27 protein-coding genes are annotated in these 23,384 nt (G+C 66.8%); all 27 read right to left on the bottom strand.

The window, feature by feature from the left end; all coding sequences use genetic code 11:
- Positions 1-141: 141 nt before the first annotated feature.
- Positions 142-597, bottom strand: coding sequence for a 50S ribosomal protein L15 (gene rplO, locus ACTWQI_RS12765; protein WP_443269994.1), 456 nt, complete (start codon positions 595-597; stop codon positions 142-144).
- Between the two features lies 1 nt (position 598).
- Positions 599-781 carry a 50S ribosomal protein L30 gene (gene rpmD, locus ACTWQI_RS12760; protein ID WP_443269993.1) on the bottom strand — a complete coding sequence of 61 codons (183 nt, stop codon included), beginning with the start codon at positions 779-781 and terminating at the stop codon, positions 599-601.
- Positions 781-1,386: a 30S ribosomal protein S5 gene (gene rpsE, locus ACTWQI_RS12755; RefSeq protein ID WP_443269992.1), complete on the bottom strand. Its 606-nt coding sequence runs from the start codon at positions 1,384-1,386 to the stop codon at positions 781-783. The genes rpmD and rpsE overlap by 1 nt, the downstream gene beginning before the upstream one ends.
- A gap of 42 nt (positions 1,387-1,428) precedes the next feature.
- Complete coding sequence (gene rplR, locus ACTWQI_RS12750) at positions 1,429-1,812, bottom strand: 50S ribosomal protein L18 (RefSeq protein ID WP_443269991.1); 384 nt, start codon at positions 1,810-1,812, stop codon at positions 1,429-1,431.
- A 3-nt stretch (positions 1,813-1,815) separates the two neighbouring features.
- On the bottom strand, positions 1,816-2,355 hold the full coding sequence (rplF, locus tag ACTWQI_RS12745; RefSeq protein ID WP_443269990.1) for a 50S ribosomal protein L6: 540 nt from the start codon (positions 2,353-2,355) through the stop codon (positions 1,816-1,818).
- A 20-nt stretch (positions 2,356-2,375) separates the two neighbouring features.
- A complete protein-coding gene (rpsH, locus tag ACTWQI_RS12740) occupies positions 2,376-2,774 on the bottom strand; it encodes a 30S ribosomal protein S8 (RefSeq protein ID WP_443269989.1) in 399 nt (132 codons plus the stop codon).
- Between the two features lie 293 nt (positions 2,775-3,067).
- A complete protein-coding gene (locus ACTWQI_RS12735) occupies positions 3,068-3,253 on the bottom strand; it encodes a type Z 30S ribosomal protein S14 (RefSeq protein WP_003956452.1) in 186 nt (61 codons plus the stop codon).
- Between the two features lie 2 nt (positions 3,254-3,255).
- Complete coding sequence (gene rplE / locus ACTWQI_RS12730; protein WP_443269987.1) at positions 3,256-3,822, bottom strand: 50S ribosomal protein L5; 567 nt, start codon at positions 3,820-3,822, stop codon at positions 3,256-3,258.
- Positions 3,822-4,145 (bottom strand): 50S ribosomal protein L24, encoded by a 324-nt coding sequence (gene rplX / locus ACTWQI_RS12725; RefSeq protein ID WP_443269985.1) that lies wholly within the window; start codon positions 4,143-4,145, stop codon positions 3,822-3,824. Before rplX ends, rplE begins: the two co-directional genes overlap by 1 nt.
- A gap of 3 nt (positions 4,146-4,148) precedes the next feature.
- Positions 4,149-4,517 (bottom strand): 50S ribosomal protein L14, encoded by a 369-nt coding sequence (gene rplN / locus ACTWQI_RS12720; RefSeq protein ID WP_443269983.1) that lies wholly within the window; start codon positions 4,515-4,517, stop codon positions 4,149-4,151.
- 131 nt (positions 4,518-4,648) lie between these two features.
- A complete protein-coding gene (gene rpsQ, locus ACTWQI_RS12715; protein WP_443269981.1) occupies positions 4,649-4,933 on the bottom strand; it encodes a 30S ribosomal protein S17 in 285 nt (94 codons plus the stop codon).
- A complete protein-coding gene (gene rpmC / locus ACTWQI_RS12710) occupies positions 4,933-5,157 on the bottom strand; it encodes a 50S ribosomal protein L29 (protein WP_443269979.1) in 225 nt (74 codons plus the stop codon). The genes rpsQ and rpmC overlap by 1 nt, the downstream gene beginning before the upstream one ends.
- Positions 5,157-5,576 (bottom strand): 50S ribosomal protein L16, encoded by a 420-nt coding sequence (gene rplP, locus ACTWQI_RS12705; RefSeq protein WP_009715875.1) that lies wholly within the window; start codon positions 5,574-5,576, stop codon positions 5,157-5,159. Before rplP ends, rpmC begins: the two co-directional genes overlap by 1 nt.
- Positions 5,577-5,581: 5 nt before the next feature.
- Positions 5,582-6,415: a 30S ribosomal protein S3 gene (rpsC, locus tag ACTWQI_RS12700; protein WP_443269977.1), complete on the bottom strand. Its 834-nt coding sequence runs from the start codon at positions 6,413-6,415 to the stop codon at positions 5,582-5,584.
- Entirely contained in the window at positions 6,415-6,762 is a 348-nt protein-coding gene (rplV, locus tag ACTWQI_RS12695; RefSeq protein ID WP_030420835.1) for a 50S ribosomal protein L22, read from the bottom strand. Before rplV ends, rpsC begins: the two co-directional genes overlap by 1 nt.
- A 43-nt stretch (positions 6,763-6,805) precedes the next feature.
- Positions 6,806-7,087 (bottom strand): 30S ribosomal protein S19, encoded by a 282-nt coding sequence (gene rpsS, locus ACTWQI_RS12690; RefSeq protein ID WP_443269975.1) that lies wholly within the window; start codon positions 7,085-7,087, stop codon positions 6,806-6,808.
- An 11-nt stretch (positions 7,088-7,098) separates the two neighbouring features.
- Positions 7,099-7,935 carry a 50S ribosomal protein L2 gene (gene rplB / locus ACTWQI_RS12685; protein WP_443269973.1) on the bottom strand — a complete coding sequence of 279 codons (837 nt, stop codon included), beginning with the start codon at positions 7,933-7,935 and terminating at the stop codon, positions 7,099-7,101.
- Positions 7,936-7,974: 39 nt separating this feature from the next.
- The gene (gene rplW / locus ACTWQI_RS12680; RefSeq protein ID WP_443269971.1) at positions 7,975-8,298 is read right to left on the bottom strand and encodes a 50S ribosomal protein L23; all 324 of its coding nucleotides are present in this window, start codon (positions 8,296-8,298) and stop codon (positions 7,975-7,977) included.
- On the bottom strand, positions 8,298-8,948 hold the full coding sequence (rplD, locus tag ACTWQI_RS12675) for a 50S ribosomal protein L4 (protein ID WP_443269970.1): 651 nt from the start codon (positions 8,946-8,948) through the stop codon (positions 8,298-8,300). Before rplD ends, rplW begins: the two co-directional genes overlap by 1 nt.
- A gap of 5 nt (positions 8,949-8,953) precedes the next feature.
- On the bottom strand, positions 8,954-9,598 hold the full coding sequence (rplC, locus tag ACTWQI_RS12670; RefSeq protein ID WP_443269969.1) for a 50S ribosomal protein L3: 645 nt from the start codon (positions 9,596-9,598) through the stop codon (positions 8,954-8,956).
- A gap of 13 nt (positions 9,599-9,611) precedes the next feature.
- Positions 9,612-9,920: a 30S ribosomal protein S10 gene (gene rpsJ, locus ACTWQI_RS12665; RefSeq protein ID WP_003948644.1), complete on the bottom strand. Its 309-nt coding sequence runs from the start codon at positions 9,918-9,920 to the stop codon at positions 9,612-9,614.
- A gap of 1,026 nt (positions 9,921-10,946) precedes the next feature.
- A complete protein-coding gene (gene tuf, locus ACTWQI_RS12660) occupies positions 10,947-12,140 on the bottom strand; it encodes an elongation factor Tu (RefSeq protein WP_443269966.1) in 1,194 nt (397 codons plus the stop codon).
- 213 nt (positions 12,141-12,353) lie between these two features.
- Entirely contained in the window at positions 12,354-14,474 is a 2,121-nt protein-coding gene (fusA, locus tag ACTWQI_RS12655) for an elongation factor G (RefSeq protein ID WP_443269965.1), read from the bottom strand.
- A 39-nt stretch (positions 14,475-14,513) separates the two neighbouring features.
- Positions 14,514-14,984, bottom strand: coding sequence for a 30S ribosomal protein S7 (gene rpsG, locus ACTWQI_RS12650; protein WP_443269963.1), 471 nt, complete (start codon positions 14,982-14,984; stop codon positions 14,514-14,516).
- A gap of 2 nt (positions 14,985-14,986) precedes the next feature.
- Positions 14,987-15,358, bottom strand: coding sequence for a 30S ribosomal protein S12 (gene rpsL / locus ACTWQI_RS12645; protein WP_003948652.1), 372 nt, complete (start codon positions 15,356-15,358; stop codon positions 14,987-14,989).
- Positions 15,359-15,752: 394 nt separating this feature from the next.
- Entirely contained in the window at positions 15,753-19,652 is a 3,900-nt protein-coding gene (locus ACTWQI_RS12640) for a DNA-directed RNA polymerase subunit beta' (protein WP_443269960.1), read from the bottom strand.
- A 127-nt stretch (positions 19,653-19,779) separates the two neighbouring features.
- Positions 19,780-23,265 carry a DNA-directed RNA polymerase subunit beta gene (rpoB, locus tag ACTWQI_RS12635; protein ID WP_443269959.1) on the bottom strand — a complete coding sequence of 1,162 codons (3,486 nt, stop codon included), beginning with the start codon at positions 23,263-23,265 and terminating at the stop codon, positions 19,780-19,782.
- Positions 23,266-23,384 lie beyond the last annotated feature (119 nt).

Genomic DNA, 23,384 nt, shown 5'->3' with positions numbered 1-23,384 from the left:
GCGGCGACAGCCGCAGCTGTCACGGTCCCAGGTAATTACAGCAACAATGCACGCCACCATACCGGCGGACGTGCCCCCCTTGGAACGACCGACCGGGGATGCCCCTGGTAAGGACATCCCCGGCCGATGCAGTCATCGGGCTCAAACAAGCTCGGTGACGGTGCCGCCAGCGGCAGTGATCTTCTCCTTGGCGGAGGCGGAGACGGCGTCGACCGTCACCTGCAGCGCCACGGAGATCTCGCCGTTGCCCAGCACCTTGACGAGCTGGTTCTTGCGCACCGCACCCTTGGCGACCAGGTCGGCCACTGTGACCTCGCCACCCTGCGGGTAGAGCGCGGCCAGCTTGTCCAGGTTCACGACCTGGTACTCGGTGCGGAACGGGTTCTTGAAGCCCCGCAGCTTCGGAAGGCGCATGTGGAGGGGCATCTGCCCACCCTCGAAGCGCTCCGGAACCTGGTAGCGGGCCTTGGTGCCCTTGGTGCCACGACCAGCGGTCTTGCCCTTGGACGCCTCACCACGACCGACCCGGGTCTTCGCGGTCTTGGCGCCAGGGGCGGGCCGGAGGTTGTGGACCTTCAGCGGGTTCTGCTCCGCCATGTCAGTCGACCTCCTCAACCGTCACGAGGTGCCGCACGGTGTTCGCCATGCCGCGGATCTCCGGACGGTCCTCCTTGACAACCACGTCGTTCACGCGCTTCAGGCCGAGCGAACGAAGGGTCTCGCGGTGGTTCTGCTTGCTGCCGATGTAGGACTTCTTCTGCGTGATCTTGAGGCGGGCCATTACGCACCCACTCCGGCACGCGCCCGCAGCAGAGCGGCGGGGGCGACGTCCTCCAGCGGCAGGCCACGACGGGCGGCGATCTCCTCGGGACGCTGCAGCCCCTGGAGCGCCTCCACCGTGGCATGCACGATGTTGATCGGGTTCGACGAGCCGAGCGACTTGCTGAGCACGTCGTGGATACCGGCGCACTCCAGAACGGCGCGCACCGGGCCACCGGCGATCACACCGGTACCGGGGGAAGCCGGCTTGAGCAGGACGACGCCCGCAGCCTTCTCGCCCTGGATCGGGTGCGGGATGGTGCCCTGGATCCGGGGGACCTTGAAGAAGTGCTTCTTGGCCTCCTCCACACCCTTGGCGATGGCGGCCGGCACCTCCTTGGCCTTGCCGTATCCGACACCCACGGTGCCGTCACCGTCACCCACCACGACCAGCGCGGTGAAGCTGAAGCGACGACCACCCTTCACAACCTTGGCGACGCGATTGATGTGGACGACACGCTCGACGTAAGCGGTCTTCTCGGCGGCAGCGCCGCCGTCCCGCCGGTCCTTCCGGTCCCGCCGCTCGCCGCCACCGGCGCCGCCACCGCGGCGCTGGGGTCCAGCCATTGGATTTACCTCTCTCGTTTGTCCGCTAGCTACGGAACCGGCTCAGAACTTGAGCCCGGCTTCGCGGGCGGCGTCGGCCAGAGCGGCGATCCGCCCGGCGTACTTGTTGCCACCGCGGTCGAACACGACGGCCTCGATGCCGGCGGCCTTGGCGCGCTCGGCGACCAGAGCGCCCACCCTCTGGGCCTGGGCACTCTTGTCACCCTCGCCGCCGCGGATGGACGCGTCCAGGGTCGACGCCGAGGCCAGCGTGTGGCCCGCGATGTCGTCGATCACCTGGGCGACCATGTGGCGGTTGGACCGCGTCACGACCAGGCGCGGACGCTCCGGCGTACCGGAAACCCGCTTGCGGACGCGGATGTGGCGACGCTTGAGAGCAGCGCCCTTGTAGGCCTTGCCCTTGGCGATCTTCACACCGTATGCCATGGCTTACTTACCAGCCTTTCCGACCTTGCGGCGGATGACTTCGCCCTCGTACTTGACGCCCTTGGCCTTGTACGGGTCGGGCTTGCGCAGCTTGCGGATGTTCGCGGCGACCTCGCCGACCTTCTGCTTGTCGATGCCCTCGACGCTGAACTTGGTCGGGGACTCCACCTTGAAGGAGATGCCCTCGGGGGCCTCGACAAGGATCGGGTGGCTGAAGCCCAGCGAGAACTCCAGATTGGAGCCCTTCGCCGCGACGCGGTAACCGACACCGCTGATCTCGAGCTTCTTGACGTATCCCTGGGTCACACCGGTGACCATGTTCGCCACCAGCGTGCGGGACAGGCCGTGCAGGGCCTTGTTCTGACGCTCGTCGTTCGGGCGGGTCACCTTGATGGTGCCGTCCTCGCCCTTGGCGATCTCGATCGGCGCGGCGACGGTGTGGGAGAGGGAACCCTTGGGGCCCTTCACCGAGACCGTCCGGCCATCGATGGTGACGTCCACGCCGGTGGGAACCGGGATGGGGAGCTTGCCGATGCGCGACATTGCTTTTCCTCCGTTCCCGATTACCAGACGTAGGCGAGGACTTCCCCGCCCACACCCTTCTTGCTGGCCTGCTTGTCGGTGAGCAGTCCGTGAGACGTGGAGATGATCGCCACGCCCAGGCCGCCGAGCACCTTCGGCAGGTTGGTGGACTTTGCGTAGACCCGCAGACCCGGCTTCGAAATCCGCTTGATGCCGGCGATCGAGCGCTCGCGGTTGGGGCCGTACTTAAGCTCGAGGACGAGGTTCTTGCCGACCTCGGCGTCCTCGGTCTTCCAGCCGGTGATGAAACCCTCCTGCTGGAGGATCTCCGCGATATGCGACTTGATCTTGCTGTGCGGCATCGACACGGTGTCGTGGTACGCCGAATTCGCGTTTCGCAGACGGGTCAGCATGTCTGCGATCGGATCGGTCATGGTCATGATGGCCTTCGGCCTCTCTCGCCGGGGTTTCCTATCTGCGCCATCCTTCTCCCCGATCGGTGTCGGGACAGGTGCGGCGCGGGGACCTACGGCGTAGTCGGTATCAACAGCGGGCTTCGCCCGCAGGCGACCATGGGCGGCGGGTGCCCAACCCCTCCACTCTACGTGAGCGTCAGGGCCGTACGGAGCGGGCGCCCGCCATCCATGTGCTTACCGAGCACCCGGTACCAGCATCCGTCCTGTCGCCCGCCGGGGCGCCCGCGCGGGGCACTGGCGGGCGACGGACGGGCTGGTCACCAGGAGCTCTTGGTCACGCCCGGCAGCTCGCCACGGTGAGCCATCTCACGAAGGCACACGCGGCAGAGGCCGAACTTGCGGTAGACGGAGTGCGGCCGGCCGCAGCGCTGGCAGCGGGTGTACGCGCGCACACCGAACTTCGGCTTGCGGGCGGCCTTAGCGATCAGAGCCTTCTTCGCCACGGTCAGTTCTCCTTGAACGGGAAGCCGAGGTGGCGCAGCAGGGCGCGGCCCTCCTCGTCGTTGGACGCCGTGGTGACCACGGTGATGTCCATGCCTCGGACCCGGTCGATCTTGTCCTGGTCGATCTCGTGGAACATGACCTGCTCCGTGAGACCGAAGGTGTAGTTGCCGCGACCGTCGAACTGCTTCGGCGACAGACCCCGGAAGTCGCGGATGCGCGGCAGCGCGAGCGACAGCAGGCGGTCCAGGAACTCCCACATGCGGTCACCCCGGAGGGTGACGTGGGCGCCGATGGGCTGGCCCTCGCGCAGCTTGAACTGCGCGATGGACTTACGGGCCTTGGTGACGGCCGGCTTCTGGCCGGTGATCGTGGCGAGGTCGCGGATGGCGCCCTCGATCAGCTTGGAGTCGCGGGCGGCGTCGCCCACACCCATGTTGACCACGATCTTGGTCAGGCCCGGGATCTGCATGACGTTCTGGTAGCCGAACTCGTCACGCAGCTTGGCCTGGATCTCTTCGCGGTACCGCGTCTTGAGGCGCGGTGCGATGGTGGTGGTGGTGGCAGTCATCAGATGTCCTCACCGGTCCGCTTGGCAACGCGGATCTTGTTGCCCTCGTCGTCGCGGCGGTACCCGACGCGGGTGACGACCTTCTTGCCGTCCTTCTCCACGACGAGCTGAACGTTGCTCACATGGATCGGGGCCTCGGTCGTCACGATGCCGCCGGTCTTCGAACCACGAGCGGTCTGGCCGGCCTTCGTGTGCTTCTTGACCCGGTTGACACCCTCGACCAGGACGCGGTCCTCGCGCGGGTAGGCCTGGATGACCTTGCCCTGCTTGCCCTTGTCCTTACCGGTGATGACCTGGACCAGGTCGCCCTTCTTGATCTTCATCGGTTACAGCACCTCCGGCGCGAGCGAGATGATCTTCATAAACCTCTTCTCGCGCAGCTCACGGCCCACGGGGCCGAAGATGCGGGTGCCGCGGGGGTCGCCATCGCTCTTGAGGATGACGGCCGCGTTCTCATCGAAGCGGATGTACGAGCCGTCCGGGCGGCGGCGCTCCTTCACGGTTCGCACGATGACCGCCTTGACGACGTCACCCTTCTTCACGTTGCCACCGGGGATCGCGTCCTTGACGGTGGCGACGATGACGTCACCGATGCCCGCGTAGCGGCGACCGGAACCGCCGAGAACACGGATGCAAAGGATTTCCTTCGCCCCCGTGTTGTCGGCGACGCGCAGTCGCGACTCCTGCTGGATCACGTCTATCTCCTGATCGTCTGCCGGTTCCCGGCGGGGGGCCTCCGGGGAGGTCCCCCGCCGAGCCTGGCGGAACTGTCCAGAAGGCGAATGCCTTCAGGCTGTTTTCTCTGGAATCCCCTTGCGGGAATTGCCTACTTGGCCTTCTCGAGGATCTCGACGACGCGCCAGCGCTTGGTCGCGGACAGCGGCCGGGTCTCCATGAGGAGGACGCGGTCGCCGATACCCGCGGCGTTCTGCTCGTCGTGCGCCTTGAGCTTGTTCGTACGGCGGATGACCTTGCCGTACAGCGCGTGCTTGACGCGGTCCTCGACGGCGACGACGACGGTCTTGTCCATCTTGTCGCTGACGACCAGACCCTCACGGGTCTTGCGGAAACCGCGCTCCTGCTTCGTTTCAGTCACATTCTTCTCGCTCATCAGGCGCTCTCCACCGTCTCGATGCCGAGCTCGCGCTCGCGCATCAGGGTGTAGATCCGGGCGATGTCCTTGCGGACGGCCTTCAGCCGGCCGTGATTCTCGAGCTGTCCGGTCGCCGCCTGGAAGCGGAGGTTGAACAGCTCCTCCTTGGCCTCACGCAGCTTGGCAACGAGATCCTCGTTGTTCAGCTCGCGCAGCTCGGACGCCGTGGTTCCGGCCGCCATCACGACTCACCTGCCTCGCGCCGAACGATCCGGCACTTCATCGGAAGCTTGTGCGCGGCGCGGGTGAGCGCCTCGCGAGCAGTCTTCTCGTTCGGGTAGGACAGCTCGAACATCACCCGACCGGGCTTGACGTTCGCGACCCACCACTCCGGAGAGCCCTTACCGGAACCCATCCGGGTCTCGGCCGGCTTCTTCGTGAGCGGACGGTCCGGGTAGATGTTGATCCAGACCTTGCCGCCACGCTTGATGTGGCGGGTCATGGCGATACGAGCCGCTTCGATCTGCCGGTTCGTCACATACGCCGGGGTCACCGCCTGGATGCCGTACTCGCCGAACGCAAGCTCGGTGCCGCCCTTGGCCATACCACTGCGCTTCGGGTGGTGCTGCTTGCGGTGCTTGACCCTGCGGGGGATCAGCATGTCGGTCAGGCCTCCGTTCCGGTGGTCTCAGCCGGAGCGGCAGCGGCCGGAGCCTCGGCCTTGGGGGCCTCGGAAGCCGGAGCCGACTGCTGCTGCGGCTTGCGGCCGCGGCCCCGCTCGCCACCACGGCCACCACGGGCCGGGCGCTCACCGGCACCACGCGACGGGCGGGACCCGGCACGGGCGGCGGCGTTCTCGGCGCGCACCTCGGCGATGTTCTTAACGTCGCCCTTGTAGATCCAGACCTTCACGCCGATGCGGCCGAAGGTGGTCTTGGCCTCGAAGAAGCCGTAGTCGACGTTGGCGCGGAGCGTGTGCAGGGGCACCCGGCCCTCGCGGTAGAACTCCGAGCGCGACATCTCGGCACCGCCGAGACGGCCACCACACTGGATCTTGATGCCCTTGGCGCCGGCCTTCATCGTGCTCTGCATGCTCTTGCGCATCGCACGGCGGAAGGAGACGCGGGAGGACAGCTGCTCGGCGACGGCCTGGGCGACCAGCTGAGCGTCGGTCTCGGGGTTCTTGACCTCGAGGATGTTCAGCTGGACCTGCTTGCCGGTGAGCTTCTCCAGCTCGCCGCGGATACGGTCGGCCTCCGCGCCGCGGCGGCCGATGACGATGCCCGGCCGGGCGGTGTGGATGTCGACGCGGACGCGGTCACGGGTGCGCTCGATCTCCACCTTGGAGATACCGGCGCGCTCCATGCCCTTCGTCATCATCCGGCGGATGGCGACGTCTTCCTTGACGTAGTCCTTGTACAGCTTGTCGGCGTACCAGCGGGACTTGAAGTCCGTGGTGATGCCGAGCCGGAACCCGTGCGGGTTTACCTTCTGGCCCATTACCGGGTTCCTTCCTTGCTGCTGACGACCACGGTGATGTGGCTGGTCCGCTTGCGGATCCGGTAGGCACGGCCCTGGGCACGCGGACGGAACCGCTTCAGGGTCGGGCCCTCGTCGACGTACGCCTCGGAGATGAAGAGGCTGTCGACGTCGGTGTGGTCGTAGTTATGCGCGGCGTTGGCAATGGCGCTGTCGAGCACCTTGCCGACCGGCACGCTCGCGGCCTGCGGGGCGAAACGCAGGACCGCCTGGGCCTCCGCGGCATCCATGCCACGGATGAGGTCCACCACGCGGCGGGCCTTCATGGGCGTGACGCGGATGTACCGCGCCTGAGCCCTGGCTTCCATGGTTGTCCCTTCGGTGTCAGTCATAGTCTTCGCACTCCGCCGATCAGCGACGACGCGACTTGCGGTCGTCCTTCTCGTGGCCGCGGAACGTACGGGTCGGAGCGAACTCGCCGAGCTTGTGGCCGACCATCGACTCGGTGACGAACACCGGGACGTGCTTGCGGCCGTCGTGCACCGCGATCGTGTGGCCGAGCATGGCCGGCACGATCATCGAGCGGCGGGACCAGGTCTTGATGACGTTCTTGGTTCCCGCGTCGTTCTGTGCATCCACCTTCTTGGTGAGGTGGTCGTCGACGAAGGGCCCCTTCTTGAGACTGCGCGGCATCTGACCTGCTCCTAGCGCTTCTTGGTGGTCTTGCGGCGGCGGACGATGAGCTTGTTGCTGGCCTTCTTCGGCCGGCGCGTACGTCCTTCCTTCTGACCCCAGGGCGAGACCGGGTGGCGACCACCGGAGGTCTTGCCCTCACCACCACCGTGCGGGTGGTCGACGGGGTTCATGGCGACACCGCGGACGGTCGGGCGGACGCCCTTCCAGCGCATACGGCCGGCCTTGCCCCAGTTGATGTTCGACTGCTCGGCATTGCCGACCTCACCGACGGTGGCGCGGCAGCGGATGTCGACCAGCCGGACCTCGCCCGAGGGCATGCGCAGGTGGGCGTAGGTGCCCTCCTTCGCCATCAGCTGCACGGAGGAACCGGCGGAGCGGGCGATCTTCGCGCCGCCACCGGGCCGCAGCTCGATGGCGTGGAGGACCGTACCCACCGGGATGTTGCGCAGCGGGAGGTTGTTGCCCGGCTTGATGTCGGCCCCGGGGCCGTTCTCAACCCGGTCGCCCTGGCTCAGCCGAGCCGGGGCGAGGATGTAGCGCTTCTCGCCGTCCGCGTAGTGCAGCAGCGCGATGCGTGCGGTGCGGTTCGGGTCGTACTCGATGTGCGCGACCTTGGCCGGCACGCCGTCCTTGTCGTGACGACGGAAGTCGATCACGCGGTAGGCGCGCTTGTGGCCACCGCCCTGGTGGCGAACGGTCACACGACCGGCGTTGTTACGGCCGCCCTTGCTGTGCAGAGGGCGGACCAGCGACTTCTCCGGCGTGGACCGCGTGACCTCGACGAAGTCGGCGACGCTGGAGCCACGACGGCCCGGGGTCGTCGGCTTGTACTTGCGGATACCCATTTCTCAGTCCTCGTCCGATATCGGACGACTCGGACTCCGTTAGGAGACCGGGCCGCCGAAGATGTCGATACGGTCGCCCTCGGCGAGGGTCACGATGGCGCGCTTGGTGTCGGCGCGCTTGCCGTAGCCGGTGCGAGTGCGCTTGCGCTTGCCCTGCCGGTTGATCGTGTTGACCCCGGTGACCTTGACCGAGAAGACCGCCTCGACGGCCTGCTTGATCTGGGTCTTGTTGGCGCGCGGGTCGACGATGAAGGTGTACTTGTTCTCGTCCAGCAGCGCGTAGCTCTTCTCGGAGACCACCGGCTTGAACAGAATGTCCCGCGGGTCCGTGAAGGTCTTGCTGGTGACAGCGGTCTCAGCCATCAGGCGTTGCTCCCTTCGAGCTGGGCGGCCTTGGGACCAGCCACGAAGCTGTCGAAGGCGGCCTTGGTGAAGACCACGTCGTCGGAGACGAGCACGTCGTACGTGTTCAGCTGGCCCGGCTCCAGGATGTGCACCTGGGGCAGGTTGCGGGCGGACAGCCACGCGACCTCGTCGGACCGCTCGACGACCAGGAGCAGGTTCTTGCGCTCGCTGATCTTGCCGAGCAGGTTCTTGGCGGCCTTGGTCGAGATCTCGCCCTCGACCACGCCGGACACGACGTGGATTCGGTTGTGGCGCGCCCGGTCGGAGAGGGCACCGCGCAGCGCGGCGGCCTTCATCTTCTTCGGGGTGCGCTGCGAGTAGTCGCGGGGCACGGGACCGTGCACGACGCCACCGCCGGCGAACTGCGGAGCGCGAGTCGAACCCTGGCGCGCCCGACCGGTGCCCTTCTGGCGGTACGGCTTCCTGCCACCGCCGCGGACCTCGCCGCGGGTCTTCGTCTTGTGCGTGCCCTGACGGGCAGCGGCCAGCTGGGCGACGACGACCTGGTGGATCAGCGGAACGCTGACCTGCGTGTCGAAGATCTCCGCGGGGAGCTCGACGGTCCCGGCCTTGTCGCCTGCCGGCGAAAGGATGTCAATGGTGCTCATTTACCTCAGGCCCCCTTGGCCGCGGTACGGACCAGGACGAGGCCGCCGTTCGGACCAGGAACCGCGCCCTTGATGAGCAGCAGGCCCTTCTCCGCATCAACGGCGTGGACGGTCAGGTTCTGGGTGGTGACCCGCTCGTTGCCCATGCGGCCGGCCATGCGCAGGCCCTTGAACACGCGGCCCGGGGTGGCGCAGCCACCGATGGAGCCGGGCGAGCGGTGCTTGCGCTGGGTGCCGTGTCCGGCGCCGAGGCCGTGGAAGCCGTGACGCTTCATGACACCGGCGGTGCCCTTGCCCTTGCTCTTGCCGGTCACGTCGACCTTGACGCCCGCCTCGAACACCTCGGCGGTGATCTCCTGGCCGAGCGTGTACTCGCCGGCGTCGACGGTACGCAGCTCCACCAGGTGGCGGCGCGGGGTGACGTCGGCCTTGGCGAAGTGGCCCTTGAGGGGCTTGTTCACCTTGCGCGGGTCGATCTCGCCGAAGGCGATCTGGACGGCGTCGTAGCCGTCCACGTCATTGGTGCGGACCTGGGTCACGACGCAGGGACCGGCCTTGACGACGGTGACCGGGACGACGCGGTTGTTCTCGTCCCACACCTGCGTCATGCCGAGCTTCTCGCCCAGGACGCCCTTGATCTGCTTAACCATCTCGCGCGTCACCTCAGAGCTTGATCTCGATGTCGACGCCGGCCGGCAGGTCGAGACGCATCAGCGAGTCGACGGTCTTCGGCGTGGGGTCGAGGATGTCGATGAGGCGCTTGTGCGTACGCATCTCGAAGTGCTCGCGCGAGTCCTTGTACTTGTGCGGCGACTTGATGACGCAGTACACGTTCTTCTCAGTGGGCAGCGGCACCGGGCCCGCGACCGACGCACCAGTGCGGGTCACCGTCTCGACGATCTTCTTCGCCGAGGAGTCGATGACCTCGTGGTCGTAGGCCTTGAGCCGGATGCGGATCTTCTGTCCCGCCATGGCTACTTCGTAGTCCTGTCTCTCGTAACGCTCTGGGACCCGGAGGCCCTTTTCCTCGACCCACGCGGTCGGGCGTGTCGCAGTCCCACCAGACAGATGTCCCACGAGGGATTCCCTGCCAAGGGGTGCGGCGCGAACCGCGGGTCCGGGGGAAGGAGACCCACCGGGCGCCTGGCCGGTGCCCCGCTGACACTTCCCGGAAGATTCCCGTACTTCCGTCCCTGATGAGGGGCGACGAGTACTGCGGGACTCGCTTCCAGTCCTCCCGGCGGGAGACGTGCAGCATCGGCACTCAACCGAGCAACCTGGCTAGTGTGCCACACCCCGATTGGCTCGCGCCAATCGGGGTCAATCACCGTTTTGCCCTCGCCATCACGGGCCCCGTCCCACCGGGCGCGGCGCCGCGATGGCCGAGCCAACCGCAGGTCCGCGCCGCCGCGAGAAACCGCGGTCGGCCGTCGACCGGCCCCCGGTACGTACCGCTGGCGGCCTCCGAAGAGTCCCTTCCACGCCCGGGGATGCCTCCGTGCCCCATTGACCCGGCGACCCGGCGCGGGGACCGCCGCCCCCGGACCCGCGGCCGCCGAAACCCCACCGCGCACATTCACCCCGGCACCACGGCCGCTCGTCATCGGGCTCGACCGAGTTCCGGGGCCCGGCTCCCCAAAGGCCGTGAAGCCGACCGCCCGACGGGACCACCGAACCGTCATCCTCTGACGCTCCGGTGAGAGGCGGCCCCGGACGACCCCGGCCGCAAGCCCGTCGGGACCGACCCGACCGGCAGCCCAGCATGAGCCCCGCCGCAGGCAGGGACGTCACCTCAGACGACCCGGTGCCGCCGGAGCCCGGGTCACAGTGGACCCGGGGCGATGCCCGCCCAGGGCGCAGTCCCATGGGGTGCAGGCGGAGCCCCCGCTTAAGGGCGCTGCGGGGAGCCGATCCCCGCATGCGTCCGTTCCGCAATGGCGAGGGCCCCGTACGGCAGGCGTACGGGGCCCTCGCGCAGGCGCGCCTAGGCGCGGCGGGTCACTTGACGATCTTGGTGACCTGGCCGGCGCCGACGGTCCGGCCACCCTCGCGGATGGCGAACTTCAGGCCCTCTTCCATGGCGACCGGCTGGATCAGCTGGACCGACATCTGAGTGTTGTCGCCCGGCATGACCATCTCGGTGCCCTCGGGGAGGGTCACCACACCCGTCACGTCCGTGGTACGGAAGTAGAACTGCGGACGGTAGTTGTTGAAGAACGGGGTGTGGCGGCCGCCCTCGTCCTTCGACAGGATGTAGGCCTGGGCCTCGAACTCGGTGTGCGGGGTCACCGTGCCCGGCTTGATGATGACCTGGCCGCGCTCGACGTCCTCGCGCTTGATGCCACGGAGGAGCAGACCGACGTTCTCACCGGCCCGGCCCTCGTCGAGCAGCTTGCGGAACATCTCGATGCCGGTGACCGTGGTCTTGGTCTTCTCTTCCTTGATGCCGATGATCTCGACTTCCTCGTTCACCTTGAGCACACCGCGCTCGATACGGCCGGTGACGACCGTACCGCGACCGGTGATGGTGAAGACGTCCTCGATCGGCATCAGGAACGGCTTGTCGACGTCACGCTCGGGCTCCGGGATGGACTCGTCCACAGCCTTCATCAGGTTGAGGACGGACTCGCCCCACTCCTTGTCGCCCTCGAGGGCCTTCAGAGCGGAGACCTTGACGACCGGAACGTCGTCGCCCGGGAACTCGTACTCGGAGAGCAGCTCACGGACCTCGAGCTCGACGAGCTCCAGGATCTCCTCGTCGTCCACCATGTCGGCCTTGTTCAGGGCGACCACGATGTACGGAACGCCGACCTGGCGGGCCAGGAGCACGTGCTCCTTGGTCTGCGGCATCGGGCCGTCGGTGGCGGCGACCACGAGGATGGCGCCGTCCATCTGCGCCGCACCGGTGATCATGTTCTTGATGTAGTCCGCGTGACCCGGGCAGTCAACGTGGGCGTAGTGACGCGACTCGGTCTGGTACTCGACGTGCGCGATGGAGATGGTGATACCGCGCTGACGCTCCTCGGGAGCCTTGTCGATCTGCTCGAAGGCCGACGCCTCGTTCAGGTCCGGGTACGCGTCGTGCAGCACCTTCGTAATCGCCGCGGTAAGGGTGGTCTTACCGTGGTCGATGTGACCGATGGTGCCGATGTTGACGTGCGGCTTAGTCCGCTCGAACTTCGCCTTCGCCACTGGGGTCCTCCTGTGGACTGGTGCTGTACTCCATCCGCGCTTTGCGAATGGGTTCAGGTGGTCTTACCGAATCGACCAGGACCCCGAGGGGATGCCCTTGGCCGTATTCGCTTGGGGGCCGGCTGCGGGGCCCGTCGCAGACCGCGCTTCTGCGGTCTGCGACGGAAAAGCCCCGATGCCTTTGCTCCAGCCTAATCGGTGAGCAACGAGCTGCTACTCGCCCTTGGCCTTCGCGATGATCTCCTCCGCCACGTTCTTCGGAACCTCGGCGTAGGAGTCGAACTGCATGGAGTAGCTGGCACGGCCGGACGTCTTGCTGCGCAGGTCGCCGACGTAACCGAACATCTCCGACAGCGGAACCAGGCCGGTGACCAACTTGGCACCGGACCGGTCCTCCATGGACTGGATCTGTCCACGGCGGGAGTTGATGTCGCCGATCACATCGCCCATGTAGTCCTCGGGCGTGGTGACCTCGACCTTCATCATCGGCTCGAGCAGGGCCGGGCTGGCCTTGCGCGCCGCCTCCTTGAAGGCCATGGAACCGGCGATCTTGAACGCGAGCTCGGAGGAGTCGACGTCGTGGTAGGCGCCGTCGAGCAGCGTCACCTTCACGCCGGTCAGCGGGTAGCCGGCCAGCACGCCGAACTCCATGGCCTCCTGGCAGCCCGCGTCCACGGACGGGATGTACTCCCGCGGGATACGGCCACCGGTGACCTTGTTCTCGAACTCGTAGCCGTCGCCCTCGAGGGGCTCGATCGCGATCTGCACCTTCGCGAACTGGCCGGAACCACCAGTCTGCTTCTTGTGCGTGTAATCGACCCGCTCGACCGGCTTGCGCAGCGTCTCGCGGTAAGCGACCTGCGGCTTGCCGACGTTGGCCTCGACCCTGAACTCACGCTTCATACGGTCGACCAGCACGTCGAGGTGCAGCTCGCCCATACCCGCGATGATGGTCTGGCCGGTCTCCTCGTCGGTCTTGACCTGGAAGGACGGGTCCTCCTCGGCCAGCCGCTGGATGGCCACACCCAGCTTCTCCTGGTCGCCCTTGGACTTCGGCTCGATGGCGACCTCGATCACCGGGGCCGGGAACTCCATGGACTCGAGGATCACCGGGTTCGACGCGTCGCAGAGGGTCTCGCCCGTGGTGGTCTGCTTGAGACCCATGACGGCGACGATGTCGCCGGCACCCACGCTGTCGATCTCCTCACGCTTGTTCGCGTGCATCCGGTAGATCTTGCCGATCCGCTCCTTCTTGCCCTTCACGGAGTTCTGCACCTGGGTGCCGGTCTCCATGCGGCCCGAGTAGACCCGGACGAAGGTGAGCTTGCCGAGGTGCGGGTCGCTCATGATCTTGAAGGCGAGGCCCGCGAACGGCTCGTCGTCGGACGGCTTGCGCTTCAGGACCTCTTCGGGGTCCTTCACCGAGTGGCCCTCGACGGCCTCGACGTCCAGCGGCGACGGAAGGTAGCGCACGACCGCGTCGAGCAGGGGCTGGACGCCCTTGTTCTTGAACGCGGTACCGCAGAACACCGGGGTGACCGTGGTGGTGCCGCGGCCGGTGGAGGCGATGGTGATCCGGCGGATGGCCGCGACCAGCTGCTCCTGGGTGGGCTCCTGGCCCTCCAGGTACAGCTCCATCATCTCCTCGTCGTTCTCGGCGACGGCCTCGAGCAACTTGCCGCGCCACTCCTCGGCGGCCTCGATGTGGGTGTTCGGGATGTCGACGGTGTCGTACATCTCGCCCTTGGTCGCCTCGGCTGACCAGACCAGAGCCTTCATCTGGACGAGGTCGACCACGCCCTTGAAGTCGGCTTCGGTGCCGATCGGCAGCTGCATGACCAGCGGCACCGCACCGAGGCGGTCCACGATCATGTCGACGCAGCGGTGGAACTCGGCACCGGTGCGGTCGAGCTTGTTGACGAAGCAGATGCGCGGAACGCCGTAGCGGTCCGCCTGACGCCACACGGTCTCGGACTGCGGCTCAACGCCGGCGACGCCGTCGAACACCGTCACGGCACCGTCGAGCACGCGCAGCGAACGCTCCACCTCGACGGTGAAGTCGACGTGGCCCGGGGTGTCGATGATGTTGATGGTGTGGTCGACGTTGTCCAGCGACCAGTGACAGGTCGTCGCGGCCGATGTGATCGTGATGCCGCGCTCCTGCTCCTGCTCCATCCAGTCCATCGTGGCAGCGCCGTCGTGGACTTCACCGATCTTGTAGCTCACGCCGGTGTAGAACAGGATCCGCTCGGTGGTGGTCGTCTTGCCCGCGTCGATGTGGGCCATGATCCCAATGTTGCGGACCCTGGCCAGGTCAAGCGAAGTGGTGGCCATTTGGCTCAGTCTTCTCTCGGATCTCGATGGGGGTAGCGACTACCAGCGGTAGTGCGCGAAGGCCTTGTTGGACTCGGCCATCTTGTGGGTGTCCTCGCGACGCTTGACGGAGGCGCCCAGACCGTTGCTGGCGTCCAGCAGTTCGTTCATCAGGCGCTCGGTCATGGTCTTCTCGCGACGGGCACGCGAGTAACCCACGAGCCAGCGCAGTGCGAGGGTGGAGGAGCGGCCGGGGCGAACCTCGACCGGCACCTGGTAGGTGGCGCCACCGACACGACGGGAGCGGACCTCGAGGGTCGGCTTCACGTTCTCCAGGGCGCGCTTGAGCGTGATGACCGGGTCGTTGCCGGTCTTGTCGCGCAGGCCCTCCATGGCGCCGTACACGATGCGCTCGGCGGTGGAGCGCTTGCCGTGCAGCAGAACCTTGTTGATGAGCGAGGTGACCAGAGGAGAGCCGTAGACCGGGTCGATGATGACCGGGCGCTTCGGGGCGGGGCCCTTACGAGGCATGCTTACTTCTCCTTCTTGGCGCCGTAACGGCTGCGGGCCTGCTTGCGGTTCTTGACACCTTGGGTGTCGAGCGAACCACGGATGATCTTGTAGCGAACACCCGGCAGGTCCTTCACACGGCCACCGCGCACGAGCACGATGGAGTGCTCCTGCAGGTTGTGTCCCTCACCCGGAATGTACGCCGTGACCTCGATCCCGCTGGTCAGACGCACACGCGCGACCTTACGCAGGGCCGAGTTCGGCTTCTTCGGGGTGGTCGTGAACACGCGCGTGCAGACACCACGGCGCTGAGGGGAGCCCTCGAGTGCGGGTGTCTTGTTCTTTTCGACCTTGTCCTGCCGGCCCTTCCGGACCAGCTGCTGGATCGTAGGCACTACTTCTCCGGTTTCTGTGTGCCAGTCTCAGTAAAACTAACCTGGGGTTCCCCCGACCCACGCGGTCGGGTGTGTCGCAGACCCCATACGTTTTCCGCGAAACGGAAAGTGCATATTTGGTCGGCGTCTCGGCCTCGGCATCCCGTGCTCAGGGCATCTCCCCGCCGAAGTCCTCCTGGGCCTTACGGTCCGGGAGGTACCCCAGGGGAGTGCACGCACAAGGACCCGGGCACACCCCAGGCACAAGGTCAGAGCGTACCTATAGCACCGGCTCCGGTCAAAACAAAAGCACCTGGGCAGGACACACCGGGGCGCAGTTCGCTCGGCCCCGCGGAGCGGGGAGCGCGACAGGGCGGCCACCCGAGGGTGACCGCCCTGTTCACGTGGGCCGGACTTACTGGTTGTACGGGCCGTAGTCGTAGTCCTCCAGCGGGACCGCCTGGCCGGAGCCCGTGCCGAAGGGCGAGTAGTCGATGTCGTCGTAACCGACGGCCGAGTACATCGCGGCCTTCGCCTCCTCGGTCGGCTCGACCCGGATGTTGCGGTAGCGGGACAGGCCCGTACCGGCCGGGATGAGCTTACCGATGATCACGTTCTCCTTGAGGCCGATCAGGGAGTCCGACTTGGCGTTGATCGCCGCGTCGGTCAGGACCCTGGTCGTCTCCTGGAAGGACGCCGCCGACAGCCAGGACTCGGTCGCCAGCGAGGCCTTGGTGATGCCCATCAGCTGCGGACGGCCGGAGGCCGGGTGGCCGCCTTCCTGGACCACACGACGGTTCTCACCCTCGAAGCGCGTGCGCTCCACGAGCTCGCCCGGCAGCAGCTCCGCGTCGCCGGACTCGATGATCGTCACGCGGCGCAGCATCTGCCGGATGATGATCTCGATGTGCTTGTCGTGGATCGACACACCCTGCGAGTTGTAGACCTTCTGGACCTCGCCGACCAGGTGGACCTGGACGGCCCGCTGGCCGAGGATGCGCAGCACGTCGTGCGGGTTGACCGCACCGACGGTCAGCGGCTGGCCGACCTCGACGTGGTCGCCCTCGCCCACCAGGAGCCGGGCTCGCTTCGAGACGCCGTACGAGGTCTCGTCGGAGCCGTCGTCCGGAGTGACGACAAGCTTCTTGGTCTTCTCGGTCTCCTCGATCCGCACACGGCCGGCGGCCTCCGAGATCGGCGCGACGCCCTTGGGCGTACGGGCCTCGAAGAGCTCGACGACACGCGGCAGACCCTGGGTGATGTCGTCACCCGCCACACCACCGGTGTGGAAGGTACGCATCGTCAGCTGAGTGCCGGGCTCACCGATCGACTGGGCGGCGATGATGCCGACCGCCTCACCGATGTCGACCAGCTTGCCGGTGGCCAGCGAACGGCCGTAGCACATCGCGCAGGTGCCGACCGCCGACTCGCAGGTCAGGACCGACCGGGTCTTGACCGCCTCGACGCCGTGGCGCACGAGCTCCTCGATGAGGACGTCGCCCAGGTCGGTGCCGGCCGGGGCCAGCACCTTGCCGTCGACGACGATGTCCTCCGCGAGGCAGCGCGCGTACACGCTGGTCTCGACGTCGTCCGCCTTGCGCAGGGTGCCGTCGGCGCCCTTGAGCGCGATCGACAGCTTGAGGCCGCGCTCGGTGCCGCAGTCCTCCTCGCGGATGATCACGTCCTGCGAGACGTCCACCAGACGTCGGGTCAGGTAACCGGAGTCGGCGGTACGCAGGGCGGTGTCCGCGAGACCCTTACGGGCACCGTGGGTGGAGATGAAGTACTCCAGCACGGAGAGACCCTCACGGAACGACGCCTTGATGGGCCGCGGGATGGTCTCGTTCTTCGCGTTGGACACCAGGCCGCGCATGCCCGCGATCTGACGCATCTGCATCATGTTTCCGCGAGAACCCGAGTTGACCATCATGAAGATCGGGTTGGTCTTCGGGAAGTTCTCGGACATGGCCTCGGCGACCTCGTTGGTCGCCTTGGTCCAGATCGCGATGAGCTCCTGCGTGCGCTCGTCCTTGGTGATCAGACCGCGCTCGTACTGCTTCTGGACCTTCTCGTCCTGCGCCTCGTAGCCCTCGATGATGCTCTTCTTGGCTTCGGGGACGACGACGTCGGAGATCGCGACGGTGACGCCGGAGCGGGTGGCCCAGTAGAAGCCCGCCGCCTTCAGGTTGTCGAGCGTCGCCGCCACGATGACCTTCGGGTAGCGCTCGGCGAGGTCGTTGACGATCTCGGAGAGCTGCTTCTTGCCCACCGAGTAGTCGACGAACGGGTAGTCCTCGGGCAGCAGCTCGTTGAAGAGCGCACGGCCCAGGGTGGTCCGCAGCCGGAAGCTGTCACCAGGCTGCCACTCGGGCTCACCCGCTTCGGCGGCCGGCGGGGTCCAGCCGCGGGGCGGGACGGTGCCGATCGGGAAGCGGATGTCGACCTTCGCCTGGAGCGAGAGCTCGCGGGCGTCGAAGGCCATGATCGCCTCGGCGGTGGAGTTGAAGGCGCGGCCCGCGCCACGTACCTCGCGCTCCGCCTCGTCCGTGGTGAGGAAGAACAGGCCCAGCACCATGTCCTGGGTCGGCATGGTGACCGGACGGCCGTCGGCCGGCTTGAGGATGTTGTTCGAGGACAGCATCAGGATGCGGGCCTCGGCCTGGGCCTCCGCGGAGAGCGGCAGGTGCACGGCCATCTGGTCACCGTCGAAGTCCGCGTTGAACGCGGTGCAGACGAGCGGGTGGATCTGAATGGCCTTGCCTTCGACCAGCTGCGGCTCGAAGGCCTGGATGCCCAGACGGTGCAGGGTCGGCGCACGGTTCAGCAGCACCGGGTGCTCGGCGATGACCTCTTCCAGCACGTCGTACACGACCGTACGGCCGCGCTCGACCATGCGCTTCGCCGACTTGATGTTCTGCGCGTGGTTGAGGTCCACCAGGCGCTTCATCACGAACGGCTTGAAGAGCTCCAGCGCCATGGCCTTCGGCAGACCGCACTGGTGCAGCTTGAGCTGCGGGCCGACGACGATCACCGAGCGGGCCGAGTAGTCGACGCGCTTGCCGAGGAGGTTCTGACGGAACCGGCCCTGCTTGCCCTTGAGCATGTCGGACAGCGACTTCAGCGGGCGGTTGCCCGGGCCGGTCACCGGCCGGCCGCGGCGGCCGTTGTCGAACAGCGCGTCGACGGCCTCCTGCAGCATCCGCTTCTCGTTGTTCACGATGATCTCGGGGGCGCCGAGGTCGAGCAGACGCTTCAGTCGGTTGTTCCGGTTGATGACCCGGCGGTACAGGTCGTTCAGGTCGGAGGTCGCGAACCGGCCACCGTCCAGCTGCACCATCGGACGCAGGTCCGGCGGGATCACCGGGACGCAGTCCAGCACCATGCCCTTGGGGCTGTTGCTGGTCTGCAGGAAGGCGGAGACGACCTTGAGGCGCTTGAGCGCACGGGTCTTCTTCTGACCCTTGCCGGTCCGGATGATCTCGCGGAGGCGCTCGGCCTCCTCCTCGAGGTTGAAGGTCTCCAGGCGCTTCTGCAGGGCGGCGGCACCCATGGAGCCGTCGAAGTACGTGCCGAAGCGATCCCGCAGCTCGCGGTAGAGCAGCTCGTCGCCCTCCAGGTCCTGGACCTTGAGGTTCTTGAAGCGGTTCCACACCTCGTCGAGACGGTCGATCTCGCGCTGGGCACGGTCGCGCAGCTGCTTCATCTCGCGCTCGGCGCCCTCGCGCACCTTGCGGCGCACATCGGCCTTGGCGCCCTCGGCCTCGAGCTCGGCCAGGTCGGTCTCGAGCTTCTTGGCACGGGCCTCGAGGTCGGCGTCGCGGCGCTGCTCGACCTGCTGGCGCTCCACGGAGACATGGGCCTCCAGGGAGGGCAGGTCGCGCGTACGGCGCTCCTCATCCACCCACGTGATCATGTAGGCGGCGAAGTAGATGACCTTCTCGAGGTCCTTCGGGGCGAGGTCGAGCAGGTAGCCCAGGCGCGACGGAACGCCCTTGAAGTACCAGATGTGGGTGACGGGAGCGGCCAGTTCAATGTGGCCCATCCGCTCACGGCGCACCTTGGCGCGAGTGACCTCGACGCCGCACCGCTCACAGATGATGCCCTTGAAGCGGACGCGCTTGTACTTTCCGCAGTAGCACTCCCAGTCCCGGGTCGGACCGAAGATCTTCTCGCAGAAGAGTCCGTCCTTTTCGGGCTTGAGGGTGCGGTAGTTGATGGTCTCCGGCTTCTTGACCTCGCCGTGGGACCACTGACGGATGTCGTCAGCAGTGGCCAGGCCGATCCGCAGCTCGTCGAAGAAGTTGACGTCGAGCACTTGTCGTCAATCCCTCTTTCGGGGTCGTGTCTTCGGGTCTGACTTGGGGGTCCCACCACGCCCGCAGGGCGTAGGGGGCGGGTCCGGGGTTAGCCGGGGCTCTGCGTGAGAGCCCCGGCCAGACCCGTCAGACCTCTTCGACGCTGCTCGGCTCGCGCCTGGACAGGTCGATACCGAGCTCCTCCGCAGCGCGGAAGACGTCCTCGTCGGTGTCGCGCATCTCGATGGACATGCCGTCCGAGGACAGCACCTCCACGTTGAGGCACAGGGACTGCATCTCCTTGATGAGCACCTTGAAGGACTCGGGGATGCCGGGCTCAGGGATGTTCTCGCCCTTGACGATGGCCTCGTAGACCTTCACGCGGCCGGTGACGTCGTCGGACTTGATGGTCAGCAGCTCCTGAAGGGCGTAGGCGGCGCCGTAGGCCTCGAGGGCCCACACCTCCATCTCGCCGAAGCGCTGGCCACCGAACTGGGCCTTACCACCCAGCGGCTGCTGGGTGATCATCGAGTACGGACCGGTCGACCGGGCGTGCAGCTTGTCGTCGACCAGGTGGTGCAGCTTGAGGATGTACATGTACCCGACCGAGATCGGGTCCGGGAACGGCTCACCGGAGCGGCCGTCGAACAGGCGCGCCTTGCCGGAGGGCAGGACGAGCCGGTCGCCGTCGCGGTTCGGGACCGTGGCCTCGAAGAGACCGGCGATCTCGTCCTCACGGGCGCCGTCGAACACCGGGGTGGCGACGTTGGTGCCCGGGGCGACCTCGTCGGCGCCGATGGCCTTGAGACGCTTCATCCAGTCCGTGTCACCGTCGACCTTCCAGCCCTGGCTGGCGAGCCAGCCGAGGTGGATCTCCAGGACCTGTCCCGGGTTCATGCGGGACGGGACACCCAGCGGGTTGAGGATGATGTCGACCGGGGTGCCGTCCTCCAGGAACGGCATGTCCTCAACCGGCAGGATCTTGGAGATGACGCCCTTGTTGCCGTGCCGGCCTGCGAGCTTGTCACCGTCGGTGATCTTGCGCTTCTGCGCGACGTAGACGCGGACCAGCTGGTTCACGCCCGGCGGCAGCTCGTCGCCCTCCTCGCGGTCGAAGACGCGTACGCCGATGACCTTGCCGGTCTCGCCGTGCGGCACCTTCAGCGAGGTGTCACGGACCTCACGGGCTTTCTCACCGAAGATCGCGCGGAGCAGGCGCTCCTCCGGGGTCAGCTCGGTCTCACCCTTCGGGGTGACCTTGCCGACCAGGATGTCGCCGGCAACGACCTCGGCACCGATACGGATGATGCCGCGCTCGTCGAGGTCGGCGAGGACCTCCTCGGAGACGTTCGGGATGTCCCGGGTGATCTCCTCGGGGCCGAGCTTGGTGTCACGGGCGTCGACCTCGTGCTCCTCGATGTGGATCGAGGAGAGGACGTCGTCCTGCACCAGGCGCTGGCTGAGGATGATCGCGTCCTCGTAGTTGTGGCCCTCCCACGGCATAAAGGCGACCAGCAGGTTCTTGCCGAGCGCCATCTCGCCCTTCTGGGTGGACGGACCGTCGGCGAGGACCTGGCCCTCGATGACCCGGGAGCCCTCGTCAACGACGACCTTCTGGTTGAAGGACGTGCCCTGGTTGGAGCGGGAGAACTTCGCCACCCGGTACGTGGTGTACGTGCCGTCGTCGTTGGCGACGGTGACGTAGTCCGCGGAGACCTCCTGGACCACACCCGCCTTCTCGGCCTTGATGACGTCACCGGCGTCGACCGCGCAGCGGTACTCCATGCCGGTGCCGACCAGCGGGGACTCGGCCCTGATGAGCGGCACGGCCTGGCGCATCATGTTCGATCCCATGAGCGCGCGGTTGGCGTCGTCGTGCTCGAGGAACGGGATCATGGCGGTCGCCACCGACACCATCTGGCGCGGCGAGACGTCCATGTAGTCCACGTCCGTGCCCGGGACGTAGTCGATCTCGCCGCCACGGCGGCGGACCAGCACCCGGGACTCGGCGAAGTGGTTGTCGTCGGTCAGCGGCGCGTTGGCCTGCGCGATGACGAAGCGGTCCTCCTCATCGGCGGTGAGGAAGTCCACCTGGTCGGTCACCAGACCGTTCTCGTCGACCTTGCGGTACGGCGTCTCGACGAAGCCGAACGCGTTGACCCGGCCGTACGACGCGAGCGAGCCGATCAGACCGATGTTCGGACCCTCAGGGGTCTCGATCGGGCACATGCGGCCGTAGTGCGACGGGTGCACGTCACGGACCTCGAAGCCGGCCCGCTCACGGGACAGACCACCCGGGCCCAGCGCCGAAAGCCGACGCTTGTGGGTCAGACCCGACAGCGGGTTCGTCTGGTCCATGAACTGGGACAGCTGGCTGGTGCCGAAGAACTCCTTGATGGAGGCGACGACCGGCCGGATGTTGATCAGCGTCTGCGGCGTGATCGCCTCGACGTCCTGGGTGGTCATCCGCTCACGGACGACGCGCTCCATCCGGGCCAGGCCGGTACGGACCTGGTTCTGGATCAGCTCGCCGACGTTACGCAGCCGGCGGTTGCCGAAGTGGTCGATGTCGTCGGTCTCGACGACAATCTGGCTGTCGTTCTCGCCGACCGTCTCGGTCTCCCCGGCATGCAGCTTGACCAGGTACTTGATGGTCGCGATGACGTCATCGGTGGTGAGCACACCGGCGTCGAGCGGCTGCTCCCCGCCGAGCTTCTTGTTGAGCTTGTAGCGGCCGACCTTGGCGAGGTCGTAGCGCTTCGGGTTGAAGTACAGGTTCTCGAGCAGCGTCTGTGCGGCCTCGCGGGTCGGCGGCTCGCCCGGACGCAGCTTGCGGTAGATGTCGAGCAGCGCGTCGTCCTGGCCCTGGGTGTGGTCCTTCTCCAGGGTGGCGCGCATGGACTCGTAGTCGCCGAACTCCTCGAGGATCTGCTCGGTGGTCCAGCCGAGCGCCTTGAGGAGAACGGTCACGGACTGCTTGCGCTTGCGGTCGATGCGGACACCGACCATGTCGCGCTTGTCGATCTCCATCTCGAGCCAGGCGCCTCGGGACGGGATGATCTTCGCGGAGAAGATGTCCTTGTCGGACGTCTTGTCGATGGAGCTGTCGAAGTAGACACCGGGCGAGCGGACCAGCTGCGACACCACGACACGCTCGGTGCCATTGATGCAGAAGGTGCCCTTGGGTGTCATGAGGGGGAAGTCACCCATGAAGACGGTCTGAGACTTGATCTCACCGGTCTCGTTGTTGGTGAATTCCGCGGTGACGAACAGCGGAGCCGCGTACGTGAAGTCGCGCTCCTTGCACTCGTCGATCGAGTTCTTCGGCGGCTCGAAGCGGTGGTCGCGGAAGGTGAGCGACATCGACCCGGAGAAGTCCTCGATCGGGGAGATCTCTTCGAAGATCTCTTCCAGACCGGACTTGGTGGGGACGTCCTGTCCACTCTCCAGGGCCGACTCGACGCGAGCCTTCCAGGCGACATTGCCGAGCAGCCAGTCGAAGCTCTCGGTTTGCAGCGCAAGGAGGTTCGGAACCTCGAGGGGCTCCTTGATCTTCGCAAAAGAGATGCGCAGCGGGGCGGTGCTGGCGCCGTTGTTCGTATTGGCAGTCGAGGCGTTGCGCGAGGCGGCCAAGAGGGGGTCCTTCCGAGGGCTCGGACTCACTACGCGCGTACCGGTCCAGTTCGACACACACCTAGGGAAATCCCAGGTCAGGGAGTTCATTCAGTAATGATCGAACGTGGGCGTGCCCC

Origin of the sequence: Streptomyces sp. KR80, assembly GCF_052245555.1 — a bacterium.
In the GTDB taxonomy this organism is placed as follows: Bacteria; Actinomycetota; Actinomycetes; order Streptomycetales; family Streptomycetaceae; genus Streptomyces.
The sequence above is the reverse complement of the archived record's forward strand: the minus strand, read 5'-3'. Positions and strand labels throughout refer to the sequence as shown.